Source organism: Streptomyces longispororuber (assembly GCF_024448165.1).
In the GTDB taxonomy this organism is placed as follows: Bacteria; Actinomycetota; Actinomycetes; order Streptomycetales; family Streptomycetaceae; genus Streptomyces; species Streptomyces longispororuber_A.
This window is the reverse complement of the sequence record NZ_JAMOLN010000194.1, coordinates 1-19,945: the sequence shown is the minus strand read 5'-3', so window position 1 is coordinate 19,945 and position 19,945 is coordinate 1. Positions and strand designations below refer to the sequence as shown.

General features: G+C 70.1%; 16 protein-coding genes and 4 tRNA genes. 8 read left to right on the top strand and 12 right to left on the bottom strand.

The annotated features are described in order from the left end of the window. Positions 1 to 1,381 (bottom strand): MFS transporter (locus tag M4J07_RS37700; protein ID WP_255979809.1); only part of this gene is annotated, 1,381 nt, incomplete at its 3' end. Between the two features lie 135 nt (positions 1,382 to 1,516). Here M4J07_RS37700 and M4J07_RS37695 point away from each other — a divergent pair. Genes M4J07_RS37695 through M4J07_RS37685 form a run of 3 tightly spaced genes read left to right on the top strand, consistent with a single transcriptional unit; the run spans position 1,517 to position 3,859 of the window. Next, positions 1,517 to 2,158 carry a TetR/AcrR family transcriptional regulator gene (locus M4J07_RS37695; RefSeq protein ID WP_255979807.1) on the top strand — a complete coding sequence of 214 codons (642 nt, stop codon included), beginning with the start codon at positions 1,517 to 1,519 and terminating at the stop codon, positions 2,156 to 2,158. A 10-nt stretch (positions 2,159 to 2,168) separates the two neighbouring features. Continuing rightward, positions 2,169 to 2,975 (top strand): maleylpyruvate isomerase family mycothiol-dependent enzyme, encoded by an 807-nt coding sequence (locus tag M4J07_RS37690; protein WP_255979805.1) that lies wholly within the window; start codon positions 2,169 to 2,171, stop codon positions 2,973 to 2,975. Between the two features lie 56 nt (positions 2,976 to 3,031). Beyond that, the gene (locus M4J07_RS37685) at positions 3,032 to 3,859 is read left to right on the top strand and encodes an META domain-containing protein (protein WP_255979803.1); all 828 of its coding nucleotides are present in this window, start codon (positions 3,032 to 3,034) and stop codon (positions 3,857 to 3,859) included. 18 nt (positions 3,860 to 3,877) lie between these two features. On the opposite strand, the gene M4J07_RS37680 is transcribed toward M4J07_RS37685, so the two are convergent. Both M4J07_RS37680 and M4J07_RS48575 read right to left on the bottom strand, forming a co-directional pair. Continuing rightward, positions 3,878 to 5,290, bottom strand: a complete 1,413-nt coding sequence (locus M4J07_RS37680; protein ID WP_255979801.1) for a sulfatase family protein — start codon at positions 5,288 to 5,290, stop codon at positions 3,878 to 3,880. A 186-nt stretch (positions 5,291 to 5,476) separates the two neighbouring features. Further along, entirely contained in the window at positions 5,477 to 5,569 is a 93-nt protein-coding gene (locus M4J07_RS48575; protein WP_372344250.1) for a putative leader peptide, read from the bottom strand. 227 nt (positions 5,570 to 5,796) lie between these two features. On the opposite strand from M4J07_RS48575, the gene purF reads away from it, so the two are divergent. After that, positions 5,797 to 7,323 carry an amidophosphoribosyltransferase gene (purF, locus tag M4J07_RS37675; protein WP_255979799.1) on the top strand — a complete coding sequence of 509 codons (1,527 nt, stop codon included), beginning with the start codon at positions 5,797 to 5,799 and terminating at the stop codon, positions 7,321 to 7,323. A 43-nt stretch (positions 7,324 to 7,366) separates the two neighbouring features. Next, positions 7,367 to 8,431 carry a phosphoribosylformylglycinamidine cyclo-ligase gene (purM, locus tag M4J07_RS37670; protein ID WP_255979797.1) on the top strand — a complete coding sequence of 355 codons (1,065 nt, stop codon included), beginning with the start codon at positions 7,367 to 7,369 and terminating at the stop codon, positions 8,429 to 8,431. A 105-nt stretch (positions 8,432 to 8,536) separates the two neighbouring features. Here purM and M4J07_RS37665 read toward each other — a convergent pair whose 3' ends face one another. After that, the gene (locus M4J07_RS37665; protein WP_255979795.1) at positions 8,537 to 8,806 is read right to left on the bottom strand and encodes a DUF3073 domain-containing protein; all 270 of its coding nucleotides are present in this window, start codon (positions 8,804 to 8,806) and stop codon (positions 8,537 to 8,539) included. A 263-nt stretch (positions 8,807 to 9,069) separates the two neighbouring features. Continuing rightward, complete coding sequence (locus M4J07_RS37660) at positions 9,070 to 10,173, bottom strand: Leu/Phe/Val dehydrogenase (RefSeq protein ID WP_255979793.1); 1,104 nt, start codon at positions 10,171 to 10,173, stop codon at positions 9,070 to 9,072. A gap of 234 nt (positions 10,174 to 10,407) precedes the next feature. Between M4J07_RS37660 and M4J07_RS37655 the strand changes: the two genes are divergently transcribed. Together M4J07_RS37655 and bldC are read left to right on the top strand one after the other, a co-directional pair. Next, positions 10,408 to 11,247, top strand: coding sequence for a hypothetical protein (locus tag M4J07_RS37655; RefSeq protein ID WP_255979790.1), 840 nt, complete (start codon positions 10,408 to 10,410; stop codon positions 11,245 to 11,247). Positions 11,248 to 11,723: 476 nt separating this feature from the next. Then, positions 11,724 to 11,930: a developmental transcriptional regulator BldC gene (gene bldC, locus M4J07_RS37650; protein WP_003949541.1), complete on the top strand. Its 207-nt coding sequence runs from the start codon at positions 11,724 to 11,726 to the stop codon at positions 11,928 to 11,930. A gap of 493 nt (positions 11,931 to 12,423) precedes the next feature. Here the strand turns inward: bldC and M4J07_RS37645 are convergent, their stop codons facing one another. From M4J07_RS37645 to hrpA, 3 genes are all read right to left on the bottom strand, one after another. After that, the gene (locus tag M4J07_RS37645) at positions 12,424 to 12,639 is read right to left on the bottom strand and encodes a DUF6274 family protein (protein WP_255979788.1); all 216 of its coding nucleotides are present in this window, start codon (positions 12,637 to 12,639) and stop codon (positions 12,424 to 12,426) included. A 108-nt stretch (positions 12,640 to 12,747) separates the two neighbouring features. After that, positions 12,748 to 12,822, bottom strand: a tRNA-Asp gene (locus M4J07_RS37640). 94 nt (positions 12,823 to 12,916) lie between these two features. Continuing rightward, entirely contained in the window at positions 12,917 to 16,930 is a 4,014-nt protein-coding gene (gene hrpA / locus M4J07_RS37635) for an ATP-dependent RNA helicase HrpA (protein ID WP_255979786.1), read from the bottom strand. 116 nt (positions 16,931 to 17,046) lie between these two features. On the opposite strand from hrpA, the gene M4J07_RS37630 reads away from it, so the two are divergent. Then, positions 17,047 to 18,141, top strand: coding sequence for an ABC transporter permease (locus tag M4J07_RS37630; RefSeq protein ID WP_255979784.1), 1,095 nt, complete (start codon positions 17,047 to 17,049; stop codon positions 18,139 to 18,141). 50 nt (positions 18,142 to 18,191) lie between these two features. Here the strand turns inward: M4J07_RS37630 and M4J07_RS37625 are convergent. The 4 genes from M4J07_RS37625 to M4J07_RS37610 form a co-directional block, all read right to left on the bottom strand. Beyond that, positions 18,192 to 18,265, bottom strand: a tRNA-Phe gene (locus tag M4J07_RS37625). A gap of 23 nt (positions 18,266 to 18,288) precedes the next feature. Beyond that, positions 18,289 to 18,363 (bottom strand) — tRNA-Asp (locus M4J07_RS37620). A 38-nt stretch (positions 18,364 to 18,401) separates the two neighbouring features. After that, positions 18,402 to 18,474 (bottom strand) — tRNA-Glu (locus M4J07_RS37615). Positions 18,475 to 18,554: 80 nt separating this feature from the next. Continuing rightward, positions 18,555 to 19,945 (bottom strand): metallophosphoesterase family protein (locus M4J07_RS37610; protein WP_255979782.1); only part of this gene is annotated, 1,391 nt, incomplete at its 5' end.

Below are 19,945 nucleotides of genomic sequence, written 5' to 3'. Positions count from 1 at the left end.
GCATCACCGCCGCCCCGCACCAGAACACGGTGTCGGTGGCGTGCACGAAGTCCCGTACCGCCGCGGCGTGCTGGGCGGCGCCGAGGGTGGGGATCGTGTTCACGTCCCCGTGGAACAGGCGGAACAGGACGGTGCCGAAGAGGGCCGCGCCCAGCGCGTTGCCGAGGGTCTGGAAGAAGCGGATGCTCGTCGTCGCCACGCCGAGCAGGGGCCGCGGCGCCGCCTCCTGCACCAGCTGGATCAGCTGCCCGACGAGCTGGCCGAACCCGGCGCCGGCCAGCAGGAGTTCGGCGCGGATCAGCCACAGCGAGGTGTCCGGGCGGACGGTCGCCGCGAGGAGGACGAAGACCGCCGTCATGGTCAGGGTGCCGGTGAGCGTGAAGGTCCGGGCCGACCAGCCGAGCCGTCCCGCGAGGATCCCGACCCCCGTCATCCCGACCGCCATCGGCAGCAGGAACAGACCGGCGGCGGAGCTGCTCAGGCCGCGCACCACCTGGAGGTAGACGAGGACGTAGTAGATCGCGCACATCATCGCGGCGCCGGTGATGCCCTGCACGACGAAGCCCCAGCGCAGTTCGGGGATGCGGAAGAGCGAGAGGGGGAGGACCGGTTCGGCGGCGCGGTTCTGGCGCCACAGGAACAGGGCGAGTGCCGCCACGGCCGCGCACAGGAGGCCGATGATCTCCGGGGACGACCAGGCGTACTTCTTGCCGCCCCAGTCCGTGGCCAGCAGCAGCGCCGTGGAGAAGGCGGCGGCCAGGCCCGCGCCCGCCCAGTCGAGCGGGCGGCGCACCGGGTGGTCGGGCAGCTTCAGGACGGCGGCGCCTGCGGCGAGGACGGCGAGGCCGAGCGGCAGGTTCACGTAGAAGATCCAGCGCCAGCTGGCGTGGTCGGAGAGGATGCCGCCCAGCCAGGGGCCGAGCGCCATGCCGCCGCCCGCGACGATGCCGCCGAGCCCGCCGCCGGACCGTCCGCCGCCGCCCGCCTCGTCGTCGGGGTCCTTGAGGTGGGCGATCACCACCATCGTGATGCTCATCAGGCCGCCGCCGCCCAGGCCCTGCACGGCGCGGGCCGCGATCAGCCAGGTCATCGACTGTGCGGCGCCGCACAGGGCGGAGCCGAGGAGGAAGGTGGCGACGGCGCCGAGGAAGACGCGCTGGGCGCCGAGGGTGTCGCAGAGCTTGCCGTACAGCGGCAGCATCGCGGCCGACGCGAGGGCGAACGCACTGATCAGCCAGGGGAACTGGTCGATTCCGTGGACGGGGTCCAGGTCGCGGACGATCGGCACCGTCGCCGCCGAGACGATCTGCAGATCCAGGACGGCCAGGACGATCGTGAACAGGCAGACGAACATGCCGATCTTGCGCTGAGCCGCACTCATGGACGGGGCGGACGGCGCGGACCGTGCGGACGGCGTGGAATCCGTGGAAGGAGGCATGCGGCTCACCATGCCCGAGAAAATATACCGGGTCAATAATTCATCCGGGATCAAACTTCATCTTGGTACAGTATCCGCATGGCTGACGACGGGCTCGGGCTGCGCGAGCGGAAGAAGAAGCAGACGGCGATCAAGGTGTGGCGCACGGCCGTCGACCTGTTCCTGGAGCACGGCTACGACCAGGTCTCCGTCGCGCAGATCGCGGAGGCCGCCGAGGTCTCGAAGATGACGGTCTTCAACTACTTCAAGACCAAGGAAGACCTCCTGATGGGCCCCATGGAGGAGCACGTCGAAGACCTCGCGCGGGCCATCGGGGAGCGCGCGCCCGGAAGTTCAGCGGTCGACGCCACCCGCGCGATGGTGCTGCGCAAGATCGCCGAGCGGGACCCGTCGATCGGCCTGAGCGAACAGGGCAACGAGCTGGCGCTGATCCAACTGATCAACCGCACCCCGGCGTTGGCCCGCCGCGCCCTGCTGTGGTCGGTGCGCGGCGAGCTGGCCGCCGCGCAGGTGCTCACCGAGGAGACCGGCGACGGACTGCTCTCCGCCGTCGCCGCGGCCCAGCTGTCCGGAGTGGTGAGCGCGCTGATGAGCGAGCACCACCGGCGGATCCTGGCGGGGGAGGCCCCGGCCGCGGTCGCGGCGGACGCCGCCGAGCGCGCCGAGCGGGCGTTCGCGCTGGTCGAAAAGGGCCTGAGCGACTTCGCTGTGCGGGCGTAGGGTCGCGGTCATGGCCTCGCCGAAGACATCCAGGAAGCGCCCGCGCTCCTACGATCCGGAGAAGCTCCGGATCGCCGTCATCACCCAGTTCGCCGCCGTGCGCAAGGCCGTCGAGGGCCTCACGCCCGAGCAGCTCGCCGCGCCGACCCGGCTCGGCGACTGGACGGTGCGGGAGCTCGCCGCGCACTTCACCATGGCCGTCGGCATGCTGCCGCGGGGCCTCGCCAAGCCCGCGCCGCCCGCGGCCGACCTGGCGCTGATGGACTATCCGTCCCTGACCGCGCCCGCCGCCCCGGCCGTCGCCGTCGGCGTGCAGGAGCTGGCGGCCGGCGCGCCGCTCAGCGAGCTGTACGCCGAGGTCACCGAGGGCCTCGACAGGTACCTGCCCGCCGGCGTCGACGGCGGCCGGCCCCTCGTCCACCGGGTCGGGACGATGACCCTCACCGACGTCCTCGTCACCCGCGCCGTCGAACTCGCCGTCCACACCGACGACCTGAACGACGCGCTGCCCGACCTTGCGCTGCCCGTCGAGCGGCAGCTGCTGGCCGCGGCGACCCGGTTCCTCGCCGACGCGCTCGCCGCCAAGGCGCCCGGCGCCTCCACCGAGGTGCGGATCCCGCCGTTCGCCGTCGTGCAGTGCGTCGAGGGCCCCCGGCACACCCGGGGCACCCCGCCGAACGTGGTGGAGACGGACCCGCTGACCTGGATCCGGCTGGCCACGGGACGGACCGGCTGGCGGTTGGCGGTCGACGACGCACTGGTCAGCGCCAGCGGTGAACGGGCCGATCTGGCGGCCCTGTTGCCGATCATGGCGTGAAGCGAGCGGCGGGACGGAACCGATCGAGGGGGCCGTCCCGTCCCATCGGCATGTTCATGCGACGCGGCACCCGCGGCACCCGATCCACAGTCGCCGCAGCCCTGCCCCTGGCGGCCCTCGCCACGGTCACGGCCTGCGGAAACGAGAAGGCCCCCGGCACCGTCGAGGTCGGCGGGGCCCCGGTCACCGGAGTCCACTGGAGCGTGGACAGCATGACGGTGGACGGGCGGACGACCAGGGCGCCCGGCGGCGCGTACCTGGAGTTCGTCTCGGACGAGCGCGTCCGCGGCGACTACGGCTGCAACCACTTCGACGCCGAGGCCCGGGTCACCGACGACAGCGTCGACCTGGGCAGGGCGGCGACCACGATGATGCAGTGCACCGACAAGAAGGTGCGCGCCTTCGAGAAGTCCCTCGCCCGCGCCCTCGCCGACCGGAACACGGTCAAGGCCACGGGCGACGACGACCGCCTCACCCTCACCCGCGCCAACGGCGACACGGTCACGCTCACCAAGGGCGAGCGCCGCGACGCCGCGCTCACCGGCACGAAGTGGGAGCTCACGACCGTCTACAGCGACGACGTCGCGCAGTCCGTGCCGAAGGCGGCGCAGGGCAGGGCCCGGCTCGTCTTCGGCAAGGACGGTCACGTCAGCGCCCGCCTCGGCTGCAACAGCGCCCGCGCCGCGGCGAAGGTCGCGGACGGCCACATCGCCTTCGGCCCGCTCGCCGGCACCAAGATGGGCTGCTTCGGCCCGGCGGCGGAGGTCGAGAAGACGATGCGCAACGTCCTCGAAGGCAAGGCGAGCTACGACATCCAGGGCGACGCCCTCACCCTGAACGCACCCGACGGCACCGGCATCGGCCTCACCGCCACCACCGACTGACGGCCCCCCGGCGGAGCCTCAGACCGGATACGGGAGAAGCGTCGCGTCCGTCCTCTCCCACACCGCCTTCAGCTCGGCCAGCAGCTCCGGCTCGTCGGCCGCCCGGTCCGCCTGCTCGCGCCGGTCGGCCGTGAGGTCGAAGAGCTGGTCGGCGCCGCCCTTGCCGCGGTAGTACTTCCACTTCCCGCGCCGCACGGCCCGCTCCCCGCGCACCCGCCAGAACAGCTCGCGCCCGGCCGGCAGCTCCTCGCCGCGCAGCAGGTACCCGGCGAGGCTGGTGCCGTCGAGCGGATACGCCCGGTCGGGCCTGGCCCCGCCGACCTCCAGGAGCGTCGCCGTCCAGTCGGGCGTGAACACGGGCTCGTGGCTGACCTGACCGCCGCGCAGCCGGGCCGGCCAGCGCACGATCGTCGGGACGCGGATGCCGCCCTCCTGCAGGGACGCCTTGTTGCCGGACAGCGGCCAGTTGTAGGAGAAGCGCTCACCGCCGTTGTCCGAGGCGAAGAAGACGAGCGTGTCCTGCTCCTGCCCCGACTCCTTCAGCGCCTTCAGCACCTGCCCGACCGACCGGTCCAGGTCCTGCACCATCTCCGTGTACTTCTCGACGGAGCCGCCGTCGTCGTGGAAGAGGGCCCGCCGGTCCCCGGCCCTGATCCGCCGGGCGACCTCGGCGCTCGCCTCCTCGTCCCCGTCGGCGATCCACGGCCAGTGCGGGGTGGTGAAGTTGAGGTTGAGCAGCCACGGCTTGTCGCCGTGGTCCCGGCGCACGTACGCGCTCGCCCGCTCGGTCACGATCCGCGTGTAGTACCGCAGGTCCTTGTACTCGGCGTCGCCCTCGAAGAGGTCGTACTCCCCACCGAGCCCCAGCTTCGAGTAGTACTCCAGGGCCCCGCCGAAGTTCCCGAAGAACTCGTCCCAGCCGGACCGGGTCGGCGAGTAGTCAGGGAGGTAGCCGCAGTGCCACTTGCCGATGAGCGCGGTCGAGTAGCCCGCGCCGCGCAGCAGTGAGGCGAGCGTCGGGTGGTTCGGGTCGAGCCCGACGGACCGGTCGGCTATCGGCTCGGCGAGTCCGCCCTTCGTCCGCCCGGGATAGCGGCCCGTGTAGAGGCTGAACCGGGTCGGCGAGCAGGTCGCGGAGCCGCTGTAGGCATCGGTGAACCGGACGCCCTGCCGGGCGAGCCGGTCCAGGTTCGGGGTCTTGATGTGCGGGGCGCCGTACGAGGAGAGGTCGGCCCAGCCCAGGTCGTCGCCCAGGATGAACAGGATGTTGGGCCGTCGTGACCTGCGGTCGGCCGCGGCCCGGAAGGGCGTCTCGCGCGAGGTGGCCGCCCGGGCGGTTCCGGTTCCCGAGGTCGTGGCGGCGACGCCGAGGGCGGCGACGGCGGCCCCGCCGAGGGTGCGGCGGGACAGGTCAGAGGCGTGCGGGGACATGAGGTCTCCAGGTGTCGGGTGTCGATGCGCGGCTCGGTCGCGCGGGCACGGGGCACGGCGCGAGCGAGAGGAACGGCCCAGGGGGCCGTGACGGGGAGGCCCGGGCCGGGAGAGAGGAATCCGGACGGACGGGTGCCGGCCGGAGCCGGCGTCAGGGAGCCGGCACGGCCCGGGGGAGATCAGGGATCAGGCGCAACGACAGATCGCGCTCGCGACACGGACCAGGTCGACGTGGCGGCGCTCCACAAGGGTGACCGCACGGTCACGGAGTGGCTGCATGATCGAGGACCTTGCCGACTCTGACGTACACCTGTCAACGCCCGGTCCGTACTCCGGACGCCGCCACGGGCCCGCGGCAGCGAGTTCCGTCACACTCGGTGCGGCCGGACGACGGCGGAGCTACGCGCGTCCGCCCGTTCGTACGGGGGTCCGGACGGGGTCCGTCAACGTGACGAGGCCGTATCCCCAATTCGGACCAGTGGTCGATCCCGTCTACACTCGGTGGCGTGCCACGTGGTGACGGTCGACTCAATCACGATCTGCTCCCCGGCGAGAAAGGCCCCCAGGACGCTTGTGGCGTCTTCGGTGTCTGGGCTCCGGGCGAAGAGGTCGCAAAGCTCACGTACTTCGGGCTCTACGCCCTCCAACATCGGGGTCAGGAATCCGCGGGAATCGCGGTCAGCAACGGCTCCCAGATCCTCGTCTTCAAGGACATGGGCCTCGTGTCCCAGGTCTTCGACGAGACTTCCCTAGGTTCGCTCCAAGGTCATATCGCGGTCGGTCACGCCCGCTACTCGACCACCGGGGCCTCCGTGTGGGAGAACGCCCAGCCGACGTTCCGTGCCACGGCGCACGGTTCGATCGCGCTCGGCCACAACGGCAACCTGGTCAACACGGCGCAGCTCGCCGAGATGGTCGCCGAACTCCCCAAGGAGAACGGCCGCGCCACGCAGGTGGCGGCCACGAACGACACCGACCTCGTCACCGCGCTGCTCGCGGGCCAGGTCGACGACGACGGCAAGCCGCTGACCATCGAAGAGGCGGCCGCCAAGGTGCTGCCTCAGGTCCAGGGCGCCTTCTCGCTGGTCTTCATGGACGAGCACACCCTGTACGCCGCCCGCGACCCGCAGGGCATCCGCCCGCTGGTCCTCGGCCGGCTGGAGCGCGGCTGGGTGGTCGCCTCCGAGTCCGCCGCACTCGACATCTGCGGTGCCAGCTACGTCCGCGAGATCGAGCCGGGCGAGTTCGTCGCCATCGACGAGAACGGCCTGCGCACCTCTCGCTTCGCTGAAGCAAAGCCCAAGGGCTGTGTCTTCGAGTACGTCTATCTGGCCCGTCCCGACACGGACATCGCGGGCCGGAACGTCTATCTCTCGCGTGTGGAGATGGGCCGCAAGCTCGCCAAGGAAGCTCCGGTCGAGGCCGATCTCGTCATAGCGACGCCGGAATCGGGCACTCCGGCCGCGATCGGTTACGCGGAGGCCTCCGGCATCCCGTTCGGCGCGGGACTGGTGAAGAACGCCTACGTCGGGCGCACCTTCATCCAGCCGTCCCAGACGATCCGCCAGCTCGGCATCCGTCTGAAGCTGAACCCCCTCAAGGAAGTCATCAAGGGCAAGAAGCTCGTGGTCGTCGACGACTCGATCGTCCGCGGCAACACGCAGCGCGCCCTGGTCCGCATGCTCCGCGAGGCGGGCGCGGCCGAGGTCCACATCCGGATCTCGTCGCCGCCCGTGAAGTGGCCCTGCTTCTTCGGCATCGACTTCGCGACCCGCGCCGAGCTCATCGCCAACGGCATGACGGTCGAGGAGATCGGCACGTCGCTGGGCGCGGACTCCCTCTCGTACATCTCCATCGACGGCATGATCGAGGCGACCACCATCGCCAAGCCGAATCTCTGCCGCGCCTGCTTCGACGGCGAGTACCCGATGGACCTCCCCGACCCCGAGCTGCTCGGCAAGCAGCTCCTGGAGACGGAACTGGCCGCGGGACCCGCCGCCACGGCTGCGGCCGACGCGATCCGTCGCCCGTAGACGTCCTAGTTCTCGTATTCACCAACCCGAAAGATCCCAGGCAATGTCTGAGACTGGTGCCAGCTACGCGTCCGCGGGCGTCGACATCGAAGCCGGCGACCGCGCCGTAGAGCTGATGAAGGAGTGGGTGAAGAAGACGCAGCGCCCCGAGGTCCTCGGTGGCCTCGGCGGTTTCGCCGGCCTCTTCGACGCCTCCGCCCTGAAGAAGTACGAGCGTCCGCTCCTGGCCTCCGCGACCGACGGTGTCGGCACGAAGGTCGACATCGCGCGGCAGCTGGGCGTCTACGACACGATCGGCCACGACCTCGTCGCGATGGTCATGGACGACATCGTCGTGTGCGGTGCCGAGCCGCTGTTCATGACCGACTACATCTGCGTCGGCAAGGTCCACCCGGAGCGTGTCGCCGCCATCGTGAAGGGCATCGCCGAGGGCTGTGTGCTCGCCGGCTGCGCCCTGGTCGGCGGCGAGACGGCGGAGCACCCGGGCCTGCTGGGCCCGGACGACTTCGACGTCGCGGGTGCCGGCACGGGGGTCGTCGAGTACGACAACCTGCTGGGCCCGGACCGTATCCGTAAGGGTGACGCGGTGATCGCCATGGCGTCGTCGGGTCTTCACTCCAACGGGTACTCGCTGGTCCGCCACGTCCTCTTCGACCGCGCGGGCATGGCTCTCGACCAGCAGGTCGACGAGCTGGGCCGCACGCTGGGCGAGGAGCTCCTGGAGCCCACCAAGATCTACTCGCTGGACTGCCTGTCGCTCACCAGCACCACACAGGTCCACGCCTACAGCCACATCACCGGCGGCGGCCTCGCGGCGAACCTGGCGCGTGTGATCCCCGACGGCCTGCACGCCACCGTGGACCGCTCCACGTGGGCCCCCGGCGCGATCTTCGACCTCGTCGGCAAGGCCGGCTCGGTCGAGCGCCTGGAGCTCGAGAAGACGCTGAACATGGGCGTCGGCATGATGGCGATCGTGCCGCAGGAGTCCGTCGACGTCGCCCTCGCGACCCTCGCCGACCGCGGCGTGGAGTCCTGGGTGGCCGGCGAGATCACCGACCGCGGTGACCACGCCACGGGCGCCGAGCTCACCGGGGACTACGCGAAGTAGTCCCCGCGGGGCCCTTGTGAGAACAGCACAAAACCCGGTCCGGCGTGTGACCACCCCGGACCGGGTGAAGTGCAGCAGTTATGTGTCGCTGGAAGTGTTACGAGGTCAAGCGCCGCGGCGCTGGGACGACGGACCGGACTCGTCTGAGTCCTCGTCTTCCTCGTCGGCGTCGTACAGATCCGCATAGCGGGCGTACGGGTCGTCTTCCTCGTCGTCGTCCTCGAAAGGCTCGCCGTTCGGCGGCTGATTCGATACAGGATTCGACGTCGATGCGCCCAGCTCATTGGCCAGACGCGACAGGTCAGTCCCGCCGCTGCTGTACTTCAGCTGGCGGGCGACCTTCGTCTGCTTGGCCTTTGCCCGGCCGCGCCCCATGGCTCGACCCCCTCGGATACGGGGCTCGACGGCCCCAGAGTCTTGACACGCGTTCATGATCTAGAACGGACTCTCCGCAGAGAGACCGGTCCGTAGGGCTTCCACGGTACCTGAGCCCACGCCCATACGGTACGTCGCCCGCAGGACGCGCCTGGGCGCAGGACCAGCCAGGAGCCCCGTCCTCGCTGGTCAGCTGCGATTTTAACCTCTTCTTGGCGGACGACCCGCCGAGGGGCGTGACTCTCGTCTCGCCATGGACGCGATCAGTGCCGCGAGCGTGCCTCCGCGATCCGCTGCTCGGCGATCCGGTCGGCCGCGGCGGCCGGCGGAATCCCATCCGCCTTTGCGCGAGCGAAGATTCCGAGCGTGGTGTCGAAGATCTTCGCGGCCTTCTCCTTGCACCGGTCGAAGTCGAAGCCGTGCAGCTCGTCGGCGACCTGGATGACCCCGCCCGCGTTGACCACGTAGTCGGGTGCGTACAGGATCCCGCGGTCCGCGAGGTCCTTCTCCACGCCCGGGTGGGCGAGCTGGTTGTTGGCCGCGCCGCACACCACCTTCGCGGTCAGAACGGGAACGGAGTCGTCGTTCAGGGCGCCGCCGAGGGCGCAGGGGGCGTAGATGTCGAGACCCTCCACCCGGATCAGCGCCTCCGTGTCGGCCACGACGGCGACCTCGGGGTGCTGGTCGGTGATCCGCCGCACCGACTCCGCCCGGACGTCGGTGACGACGACCTCGGCCCCGTCCGCGAGCAGGTGCTCCACGAGGTGGTGGCCGACCTTGCCGACGCCCGCGATGCCGACCTTGCGGCCGCGCAGCGTCGGGTCGCCCCACAGGTGCTGGGCGCTGGCCCGCATGCCCTGGAAGACGCCGAAGGCGGTCAGCACGGAGGAGTCGCCCGCCCCGCCGTTCTCGGGGGAGCGCCCGGTGGTCCAGCGGCACTCGCGCGCCACCACGTCCATGTCGGCGACGTACGTGCCGACGTCGCACGCCGTCACGTAGCGCCCGCCGAGCGAGGCCACGAACCGGCCGTAGGCGAGCAGCAGTTGCTCGGTCTTGACGACGGCCGGGTCGCCGATGATGACGGCCTTGCCGCCGCCGTGGTCGAGGCCGGCCATGGCGTTCTTGTACGACATGCCACGGGCGAGGTTCAGGGCGTCGGCGACGGCCTCCTCCTCGGAGGCGTACGGGTAGAAGCGGGTGCCGCCGAGGGCCGGGCCCAGGGCGGTGCTGTGGAGGGCGATGACGGCCTTGAGGCCGCTGGCGCGGTCCTGGCAGAGGACGACCTGCTCGTGGCCCCCCTGATCCGAGTGGAAGAGGGTGTGCAGGACGTCCGGGGTGCGGACAGAATCGCCGGTCACATCGGTCACTGTGGTGACTCCCAAGTACATAGCGGCGGTTGGGGCGGATCCCGTGCGGGTGGCGGGACGCCCGTCTGGTGCGTGCGGCAGAAGATTAGAGCCTGAGCGCGCCCGCCATGGCCGCAGTGCCGAGGATCACTCTCTCGCGTCGACCGCCGCCGGAAGTACGGTCGAATCCCGCCGCGTCCTGCCGTGCGACGATTTGCAGTGTTTTCCGGCCGACGGGCGGGGGAGGGAGCAGCCGTGCCCAAGGTGTCGTCGGTGACCGTCCCGTACGCGGCGTATCTGCGCGTCTATGAACCCCTCGCAGCCTTCCCGCAGCCCGAGCGCGGCCACTGGGAGCGCTACGCGAAGCGGCGCAGGCGTCCCTCCTACCAGGACGAGCTGCGCCGTTCGCTGTCCGATCTGCTGCCCACGCCGCCGGTCCCCGTGCCGGTGCACGAGAGCGACGACGCTTTCGTGATCGAGGCCGACGGGGTGCTCTGCGTGTGCCCGTGGCGCACCCGGCTGCGCGGCTGGCAGGCCCTGGACGAGTTGCCGGGCTTGCTGCCCGCCCCGCTCCTGGACGCCGTGCTGCCCCCGGTGGTGCGCCGGCAGGCGGCCGGCGACTACGAGCGCTGGCTGGAGCGGAACCCGGACGCGCGGCCCTGGATCCGCACGTCGACGTGGCAGGTGCCGCTGAACTGGTTCGTGCTGGTCGCGGACGAGGAGCGGGAGTACGAGCGCAAGGGCGACGACGGGCCGTTCCTGCGCTACCGGACGCCCATGGTGCAGGCGAGGCGGCGGGTGGCGCGCGGGCTGAAGGCGCTCAGGGACGCGATCGACGAGGGGCCGCTGATCGACGGCCTGGTGGACGTGGGGCGCTGGCTGGAGGAGTTCCACCCGCGCTCGTACGTCGAGCTCGACTACGGCGGGCTCGTGCACGCCCTGCCGGCCGACCTCCTCGACGAGGACCACTCGGCGGCGGACGTCGCCGAGGGCATCGCGGCGCTGCGCTCCGGGAACGGGAGCGACGCGGGGGAGGCGTACGCGCGACTCGTGCGACGCTGGCGTGCGGTGCGGGACCGTCAGTTCGCCAACTGACGGCGCTCGTCCGGCTCTTAGGGACCTACGTCCTGATCCGGGCGTTTGCCTCAAGCGTGACGGACCGCACTTACTGGGCCCTTGCGCCCAACACCCCCCCTCATGCCAAAATAGGACAAGGAGCCCGGGGAGGGCTCCATCCATCCAACTAAGTCCAACCATGGATGGATTACTCAGCATTGCACTGTCGCTGGGGGGTCTGACGACTCCTGATCGCTCTGTGACTGATCGTCACTGTGGCGTGACTGTCCGCTATGGCATGGTCCATCGGCTTCCGTCGCTGATGAACACCTGGGAGGGCAATTCCATCGGTTTGGCCGACGCGGCTGGACGGATGGTGTAGTTGTAGTGCCGAGGACAAGCCGTTCGTCCTATAACCGACTCGACCCGTGTCCGCCATATCGGGCAACGCGGGTCAAGGTGCAGAATTTAAAGGAAAGAACCGAGAAGGTTCGGTTCTCCCGAGGAGGCCGCTCATGACCGCTCGCACCCCTGATGCCGAGCCGCTGCTGACCCCCGCTGAGGTCGCCACGATGTTCCGCGTCGACCCCAAGACGGTCACGCGCTGGGCGAAGGCTGGCAAGCTCACGTCGATTCGAACGCTCGGCGGGCACCGCCGTTACCGCGAGGCCGAGGTCCGCGCACTGCTGGCGGGTATCCCTCAGCAGCGCAGCGAGGCCTGAGGCACCGCATAGCGCAGCAATACCGGGCGTTCCGGGTCCCCCAACCCGTACCGCGCCCACCCCATAGCTCCACACGACGCGGGTCCCGCCCCAACGGGACCGCTTCTCACGAAGAACCCACCGAAGCGTCATCTCAACTGCATCACGGGTGCGTCGTCGATCGCGCTGGACTCCGCCGGGTCCAGCGCGATCTTTTTTGTGCGCGCGGGGCGGGGTCCGCCGGGTGTCTGTGGGTGCCCTTGTTGGACCTTGGTCGGTCTCTGGCAGACAGCTGTGCGGGTAGTGCAATTGCACATATTAAATTGAGGAGTTGTAGGAGGGGTGTAAGAAACGGTGTTTCCAAAACTAGTTCGGTGACACCCATCACACGCACCGAAGCTTGTTGCAGGTGACACCCTTGCGCTAGAGGAGGCCCGCGCGCGTGGGCGTCTCCGAGGAGACTCCGACTCTCCTCAGGCTGCCATCAGTTGGGGGCCCTGTGGGTCGGCTTTGGTCATGCCTTCGGGGGACTTTCGTCCCCGCCCCCCTCCAAGGCGCTCTCGCGGCCCTCCAGGGCGTCCTCCAGCGCCTCCGTGGCGGGATCCATGGCGAGCCGCAGGAGTCGGTGGCAGACCGGGCAGTGCCGGGTGAGGTGTCGGTAGCCGGACGCGGCGGAGAGGTGGGCGCGCAACAGCGCTCGGGTTTCGTGCCGTCGCGACGGTTCGGTCATGCGTACGCCTCCTGCCCCGGGTGCTGGTTCTGGCGTACCGAGCGGGTGTGCCGGAGTCAAGGCACACGAAGAAGGCCCGCACCATTCGGTGCGGGCCTTCTTCTGCTGCGGTCCTGACGGGATTTGAACCCGCGGCCTCCACCTTGACAGGGTGGCGAGCACTCCAAACTGCTCCACAGGACCAGGTTTTGCGGCGCTTACTTGCTCCTTGCGCTGCGAGAAGGACTCTACAGCAGCGCAGGCCATCCGGTCGAACTCACTCTGGGCGCACGGACGATTACGGCACGGCGGCGTCGATCGCCTTCACGATCCGCTTGTCCGAGACGGGGTACGCGGTGCCCAGCGCGTGCGCGAAGTAGCTGACCCGCAGCTCCTCGATCATCCAGCGGATGTCCCGCACTTCCTGCGGCACGGGCCGCCCCTGCGGCAGCTGCTCCAGCAGCCACGCGTACTCGTCCTGCATCTCGTGGACCTTCTCCATGCGGGTCGTGTCCCGCTGGACGCTGGTGGGCATCTGCTGGAGCCGGCGGTCGGCCGCGACGAGGTAGCGCATCAGGTCGCCGAGCCGGCGCAGCCCGGTGGCCGTGACGAAGCCGGGGTGCACCAGGGCGTCCAACTGCTTGCGGACGTCCTGGAGGTTGGCGAGCAGCACCACGCTCTTCGTCGACTTCAGCCGGCGCTCGCACGCCTGCCACGCGGCCAGCACCTGCTGGACCTGGCCGACCGTGTGCACGGTCGTGTCGACGATCTCCGCGCGCACCTTCTCGTAGAGCTTCCGGTACGACTCCTCGTCCCACACCGGGCCGCCGAAGTCCGCGATGAGCTTGTCCGCGGCCGCCGTCGCGCAGTCGTCGAAGAGGGCCTGTACGGAGCCGTGCGGGTTCGCGGACAGGGCGAGCTTCGCCGCGTTGTTCAGCTTGTCCGAGGCGAACTTGGCCGGATTGACCGGGATGGTGCGCAGGATGAGCCGGCGCGTGCCCTTCCACATGGCCTCGGCCTGCTCGGCCTCGGTGTCGAAGAGCCGGACGGACACGGTGTCGCCGTCGTCGACGAGCGCCGGGTACGCCTTGACCGGCTGGCCCGCCCGGCGCGTCTCGAAGACCTTCGACAGCGTGCCGATCGACCAGTCCGTGAGGCCCGAGCGCTCGACCGAGGGGCCGCCCGCACGCTCGGCGGTCGCCGCGGCCGCCTTGGAGATGGCCTGCCGCGCCTTGGGCCTCAGCCGGAGCTTCAGCGCCTCCAGGTCCTTGTCCTCGGCGAGCTTGCGGCGCCGCTCGTCGACGATCCGGAAGGTGATCTTCAGGTGCTCGGGCACACGGGTCAGGTCGAAGTCGTCCGGTGAGACCGGGACGCCGACCATCCGCTGCAGCTCGCGGGCGAGCGTCGTCGGCAGCGGCTCCTGGAGCGGGACGGCCCGGTCGAGGAACGCCTTCGCGAAGTTCGGTGCGGGCACGTAGTTGCGCCGGATCGGCTTCGGCAGGGACCGGATCAGCTCGACGACCACGTCCTCCCGGAGCCCCGGGATCTGCCAGTCGAAGCCCTCGTCCGTGACCTGGTTCAGCACCTGGAGAGGGATGTGGACCGTCACGCCGTCCGCGTCCGCGCCCGGCTCGAACTGGTAGGTCACGCGGAACTTGAGCGCGCCCTGCCGCCAGTTGTCCGGATAGTCGGCCTTGGTGACCGCCTCGGCCGACTCCCGGATCAGCATGGAGCGCTCGAAGTCGAGGAGTTCGGGCTCCTCGCGCTTCTTCTGCTTCCACCAGGAGTCGAAGTGGGCCCCGGACACGACGTGCTCGGGGACCCGCTGGTCGTAGAAGTCGTAGAGGGTGTCGTCGTCCACCACGATGTCGCGGCGCCTGGCCCGGTGCTCCAGCTCCTCGACCTCGGTGAGGAGCCGGCGGTTGTCGGCGAAGAACTTGTGGTGCGTGCGCCAGTCGCCCTCCACCAGCGCGTTCCTGATGAACAGCTCGCGCGAGACCTCCGGGTCGACGCGGCCGTAGTTGATCTTCCGCTGGGCGACGATCGGGACGCCGTACAGCGTCACCTTCTCGTACGCCATCACGGCGGCCTGGTCCTTCTCCCAGTGCGGCTCGCTGTACGTCCGCTTGAGGAGGTGCTCGGCGAGCGGCTCGACCCACTCGGGCTCGATCTTCGCGTTCACCCGCGCCCAAAGACGCGAGGTCTCCACCAGCTCCGCCGACATCACGAAGCGCGGTGGCTTCTTGAAGAGGGCCGAGCCGGGGAAGATCGCGAACTTGGCGTTGCGGGCGCCCACGTACTCGTTCCGGCCGCGGTCGCGGCCCGCCTGCTTCGGGTCCTTCGCCTGCGACTCCTTGGACTCCTTCACGTCCTTCATGCCGATGTGCGAGAGCAGACCGGACAGGAGGGAGACGTGGACGGAGTCGCCGGGCGCGTCCTCCTCGTTCAGATGGATGCCCATCTGCTTGGCGACCGTGCGCAGCTGCGTGTAGATGTCCTGCCACTCGCGGATGCGCAGGAAGTTCAGGAACTCGCGCTTGCACATCCGGCGGAAGGCCGACGAGCCGAGCTCGCGCTGCTGCTCGCGGACGTAGGTCCACAGGTTCAGGAACGCCAGGAAGTCGCTGGTCTCGTCCTTGAAGCGGGCGTGCTGCTGGTCGGCCTGCTGCTGCTTGTCGGAGGGGCGCTCGCGCGGGTCCTGGATGGACAGGGCGGCCGCGATCACCATGACCTCGCGCACGCAGCCGTTCTTGTCGGCCTCCAGGACCATGCGGGCCAGGCGCGGGTCGACCGGGAGCTGGGAGAGCTTGCGGCCCTGCTGGGTCAGGCGCTTGCGCGCGTCCTTCTCGGTCGGGTCCAACGCGCCCAGTTCCTGGAGGAGTTGGACGCCGTCGCGGATGTTGCGGTGGTCCGGCGGGTCGATGAACGGGAACTTCTCGATGTCGCCGAGACCGGCCGCCGTCATCTGGAGGATGACCGACGCCAGGTTCGTCCGGAGGATCTCCGCGTCCGTGAACTCCGGGCGGGCGAGGAAGTCGTCCTCGGAGTAGAGGCGGATGCAGATGCCGTCCGACGTACGGCCGCAGCGGCCCTTGCGCTGGTTGGCGCTGGCCTGGCTGATGGCCTCGATCGGCAGCCGCTGCACCTTCGTGCGGTGCGAGTAGCGCGAGATGCGGGCCGTGCCCGGGTCGATCACGTACTTGATGCCGGGGACGGTCAGCGAGGTCTCCGCCACGTTCGTCGCCAGGACGATGCGTCTGACTGTTCCTGCACCGGGCCGCTGGAAGACCCGGTGCTGCTCGGCGTGCGAGAGCCGCGCGTACAGCGGCAGCACCTCGGTGAACCGGTACTTCTTCTTCTCCAGCGCGTCCGCGGTGTCGCGGATCTCCCGCTCGCCGGAGAGGAAGACCAGGACGTCGCCCGGGCCTTCCTTCTGGAGCTCCTCGACCGCGTCCGTGATCGCGGTGATCTGGTCGCGGTCCGCGTCGTCGCCGTCCTCCTCCAGGAGCGGGCGGTAGCGCACCTCCACCGGATACGTGCGGCCGCTGACCTCGACGATCGGGGCGTCCCCGAAGTGCCGCGAGAAGCGCTCGGGGTCGATGGTCGCCGACGTGATGACGACCTTCAGGTCCGGGCGCTTGGGCAGCAGCTGCGCCAGGTACCCGAGCAGGAAGTCGATGTTCAGGGACCGCTCGTGGGCCTCGTCGATGATGATCGTGTCGTACGCGCGCAGCTCGCGGTCCGTCTGGATCTCGGCCAGCAGGATGCCGTCCGTCATCAGCTTCACGAACGTCGCGTCCTGGTCGACCTGGTCCGTGAAGCGGACCTTCCAGCCGACCGCTTCGCCGAGCGGCGTGTGCAGCTCGTCGGCGACGCGCTGGGCGACCGTGCGGGCCGCGATCCGGCGGGGCTGGGTGTGCCCGATCATGCCGCGCACGCCCCGGCCGAGGTCGAGACAGATCTTCGGGATCTGTGTCGTCTTGCCGGAGCCGGTCTCACCGGCCACGATCACGACCTGGTGGTCGCGGATCGCGTCGGCGATCTCGTCCTTCTTCTGGCTGACCGGGAGCTGCTCGGGGTACGTGACGTCGAGCGAGGCGCGGCGCTCGCGCCGGGCGGTCGTGCGGACCTCCGCCTTCGCGGCCTCCGCGTCGATCTCGGCGAGCACGGCGGCCCTGGCCTCCGGCTTGCGGATCTTGCGGGCTCCTTCGAGCCTGCGGCCGAGGCGGTGCGCGTCGCGCAGGGACAGCTCGGAGACGCGCCGCGCTACGGCGGCGATCCGATCGGCGGCGGGAGCAGGCTGCGTAGACATACGTGCTCCAGGATCTCACCTCGGGGAAAGACGTGGCGAACGGTTTTGGCTGCGGAGATCTCCGGTGGGAGCTTTGTCAGGATGTATATGGCTTATACGTGTTTTAACGTGCAGGTATGTCGCCGTTGCCCGATGAGGAACAGCCCCGCCCGCATCCGCCGCACGGCGAGCACGGCCGGCCGCCGACCCGGGCCGACCGGTGGGCGGGCTTCAAGAAGTCGCCGTTCCTGCCGGCGACCGTGCTGCTGTTCATCCTGGCCGCGGCCGCGGCGCTGTTCGCGGCCTCGTACACGTACTCCATGGCGAACCCCACGCCGCACCACATCCCGACCGGCGTGACCGGCGAGCGGGACGCCGCGCGGCGCAGCGCCTTCGTCGGGGCGATGGAGAAGGCGCTGGACGCGCAGCTCGACCTGAAGCACTACGACACCCGGGAGGAGGCCCGCCGGGCCATCGACGAGCAGCGGGTCTTCGCCGTGCTCGACGTGCGGGACGGCGGCGCCCACGTCGACCTCGACGTCTCCAGCGCCTCCGGGGTGTCCGCCGCCCAGGTCTTCACGGAGGCGGCGCCACCGGTCAGCAAGGAGACCGGCATCCCGGTGACCGTCAAGGACCTGCACCCGCTGCAGAGCGGCGACCCGCGCGGCCTGACGATCTTCTACATCTCGCTCGCGGCCGTGATCATCGGCTTCGTCGGCGCGATCCAGCTGAGCGTGCACGCGCGCGGCCTGAACCCGGCCGAGCGGATCGCCTTCACGGTCGGCTACGCGCTGCTCGGCGGCTTCGCGATCGCGGCGGTCGCCGACTGGTGGCTCGGTGCGGTCGACCTGCCGTTCGTGGAGTCCTGGCTGATCCTCGCGCTGACGATGTTCAGCTGCGGCATGGTCTTCACGATGTTCAACACGTTCTTCCACCGCTGGGCGATGATCCCGACCTGGGGTCTGCTGGTGCTGCTCGGCAACCCGGCATCGGGCGGCGCGGTCGCCCCGCCCCTGCTGCCCACGGTCATCGGCCGCATCGGCCAGTGGCTGCCGCCGGGCGCCTCGGTGAACGCGCAGCACACGGCGGTCTACTTCCAGGGCCACCAGCACGCCTTCCCGTTCCTGGTGCTCGGCGGCTGGGCGCTGGTGTCGTGCGCCCTGTTCTGGTTCTGGCGCCACAAGCACCCGGGCGGCCGCGGCACCCAGCCGCTGCACGCCGCGGCGGTGTGAGGTCCCGGGAAACGCAATAGGCCCCGTCCGAAGACGGGGCCTAGTTCCTGTGGCTGGGGCCGGGATCGAACCGGCGACCTATCGCTTTTCAGGCGATCGCTCGTACCAACTGAGCTACCCAGCCACGAAGTTCACGAGGAACTTCAGCGGTCCTGACGGGATTTGAACCCGCGGCCTCCACCTTGACAGGGTGGCGAGCACTCCAAACTGCTCCACAGGACCAAGCTGTTGCGTGCAACAGTGTCGCACACGGACTTGCGTGCCCCCAACGGGATTCGAACCCGTGCTACCGCCTTGAAAGGGCGGCGTCCTAGGCCGCTAGACGATGAGGGCTATCGGCCCGCCTGCGCGCTTCGCAGCGCGTCGGGGACGTGAGAAGCATATGGGATGCGGGGAGCTATCGCCAAAACGGTTTACGGGCTCTCTTCGGGAGGGCTGCCCGACGGGGTCGCGCCGGGTTGGTTCTCCTTGGGCAGATGGCGGCTGACCTCGGCCTTCGTCAGGCCCAGACCGCCGAGTCTGATCTCGTCCCAGGCCTGCAGACGCTTGGTCGTGCGGTCCAGGTAGAGGACGGACGCCTCGACCGGGTCGGGGTGCTCGTCGTCCACCGCGCGCAGCCCGCTGCCGCCCGTCGACCCCTCGATGCGCAGCCGCGTGCCGAGCGGCAGCACCTCCATCTCCTGGTGGTGGATGTGCCCCGCGAGCACCAGCGGCACCGCCCCGTCCGTCTCGCGGGCCGCGACCGGGTTGTGGGCGAGCGCGATGTCGACCGGGGTGCCGGCCGTGCGCTGGTCGTTGAGGGCGGAGGCGAGCCGGATGCCGGTGAGGCGTTCGGCCGGGTCGCCCATGGCCTTGGTCGCGCGGTCGGGGGTGTACTGCGGGTCGCCGGAGCCGGCGAAGCGCAGGCCCGCGACGGTGGCGGCCCGGCCGTCGTCGAGGACGTGGACGTTCTTGAACCGGGAGATGTAGCGCTGGGTCGCCTTCGAGTCGTGGTTGCCGCGGATCCAGACGTAGGGCGCGCCCAGGTCCTGGATCGGGTCGAGGAAGGCGTTCTCGGCGGTCGAGCCGTGGTCCATGGTGTCGCCGGTGTCGACGATCACGGAGATCTTGTACTGCTCCACGAGCGACGCGATGATCTTCCAGGCCGCCGGGTTGAGGTGGATGTCCGAGACGTGCAGGACGCGGATCGTCGAGGGGTCCGGCTGGTACGTGGGGAGCGTGGACGTCACGTCGTAGAGCTTGGTGACGTTGGTGACCAGGCGGGCCAACTCCTGCTGGTAGACGTCGAATTCGGTGACGATCGAGCGGGCGTTGCCGACGACGGAGGGGGCCGAGGAGAGGAGTCCGGAGAACTTCGGCTCCAGGACCGACTTCGGGTTCCAGGTCGCGTACGCCGTCGCGCCCGACGCCGCGAGCAGGGCGAGCGCCAGGCCGCCGGCCGCCAGGGCACGGCGCGGGCGGCGGTAGACCGCGAGGCCGAGGGCCGTCGCGCCGGAGAGGACCGCCACGCAGGACCGGACGGCCAGGTCGGCGGTGCCGTGCTCGACGTCGCGGGCGACCTCGTCCTGGAGTCCCGAGAGGCGCTCCGGGTGGTCGACGAGGGCCTGGGAGCGGTCCGGGTCGAGCTGGTCGACGTCCACGTCGAGGCGGATGGGGGCGGTGTGGGAGCGGAGTTCCAGGGCGCCGAGCGGCGAGACGTTGATCTTCGTGCCGCCCGAGAGGGAGGGGCGCAGCGTCATCCGGGTGTCCATCGGGCCGACCGGGGCGCGGACGCTGCCGACGACGAGGAGGCCGAGCCAGGCGC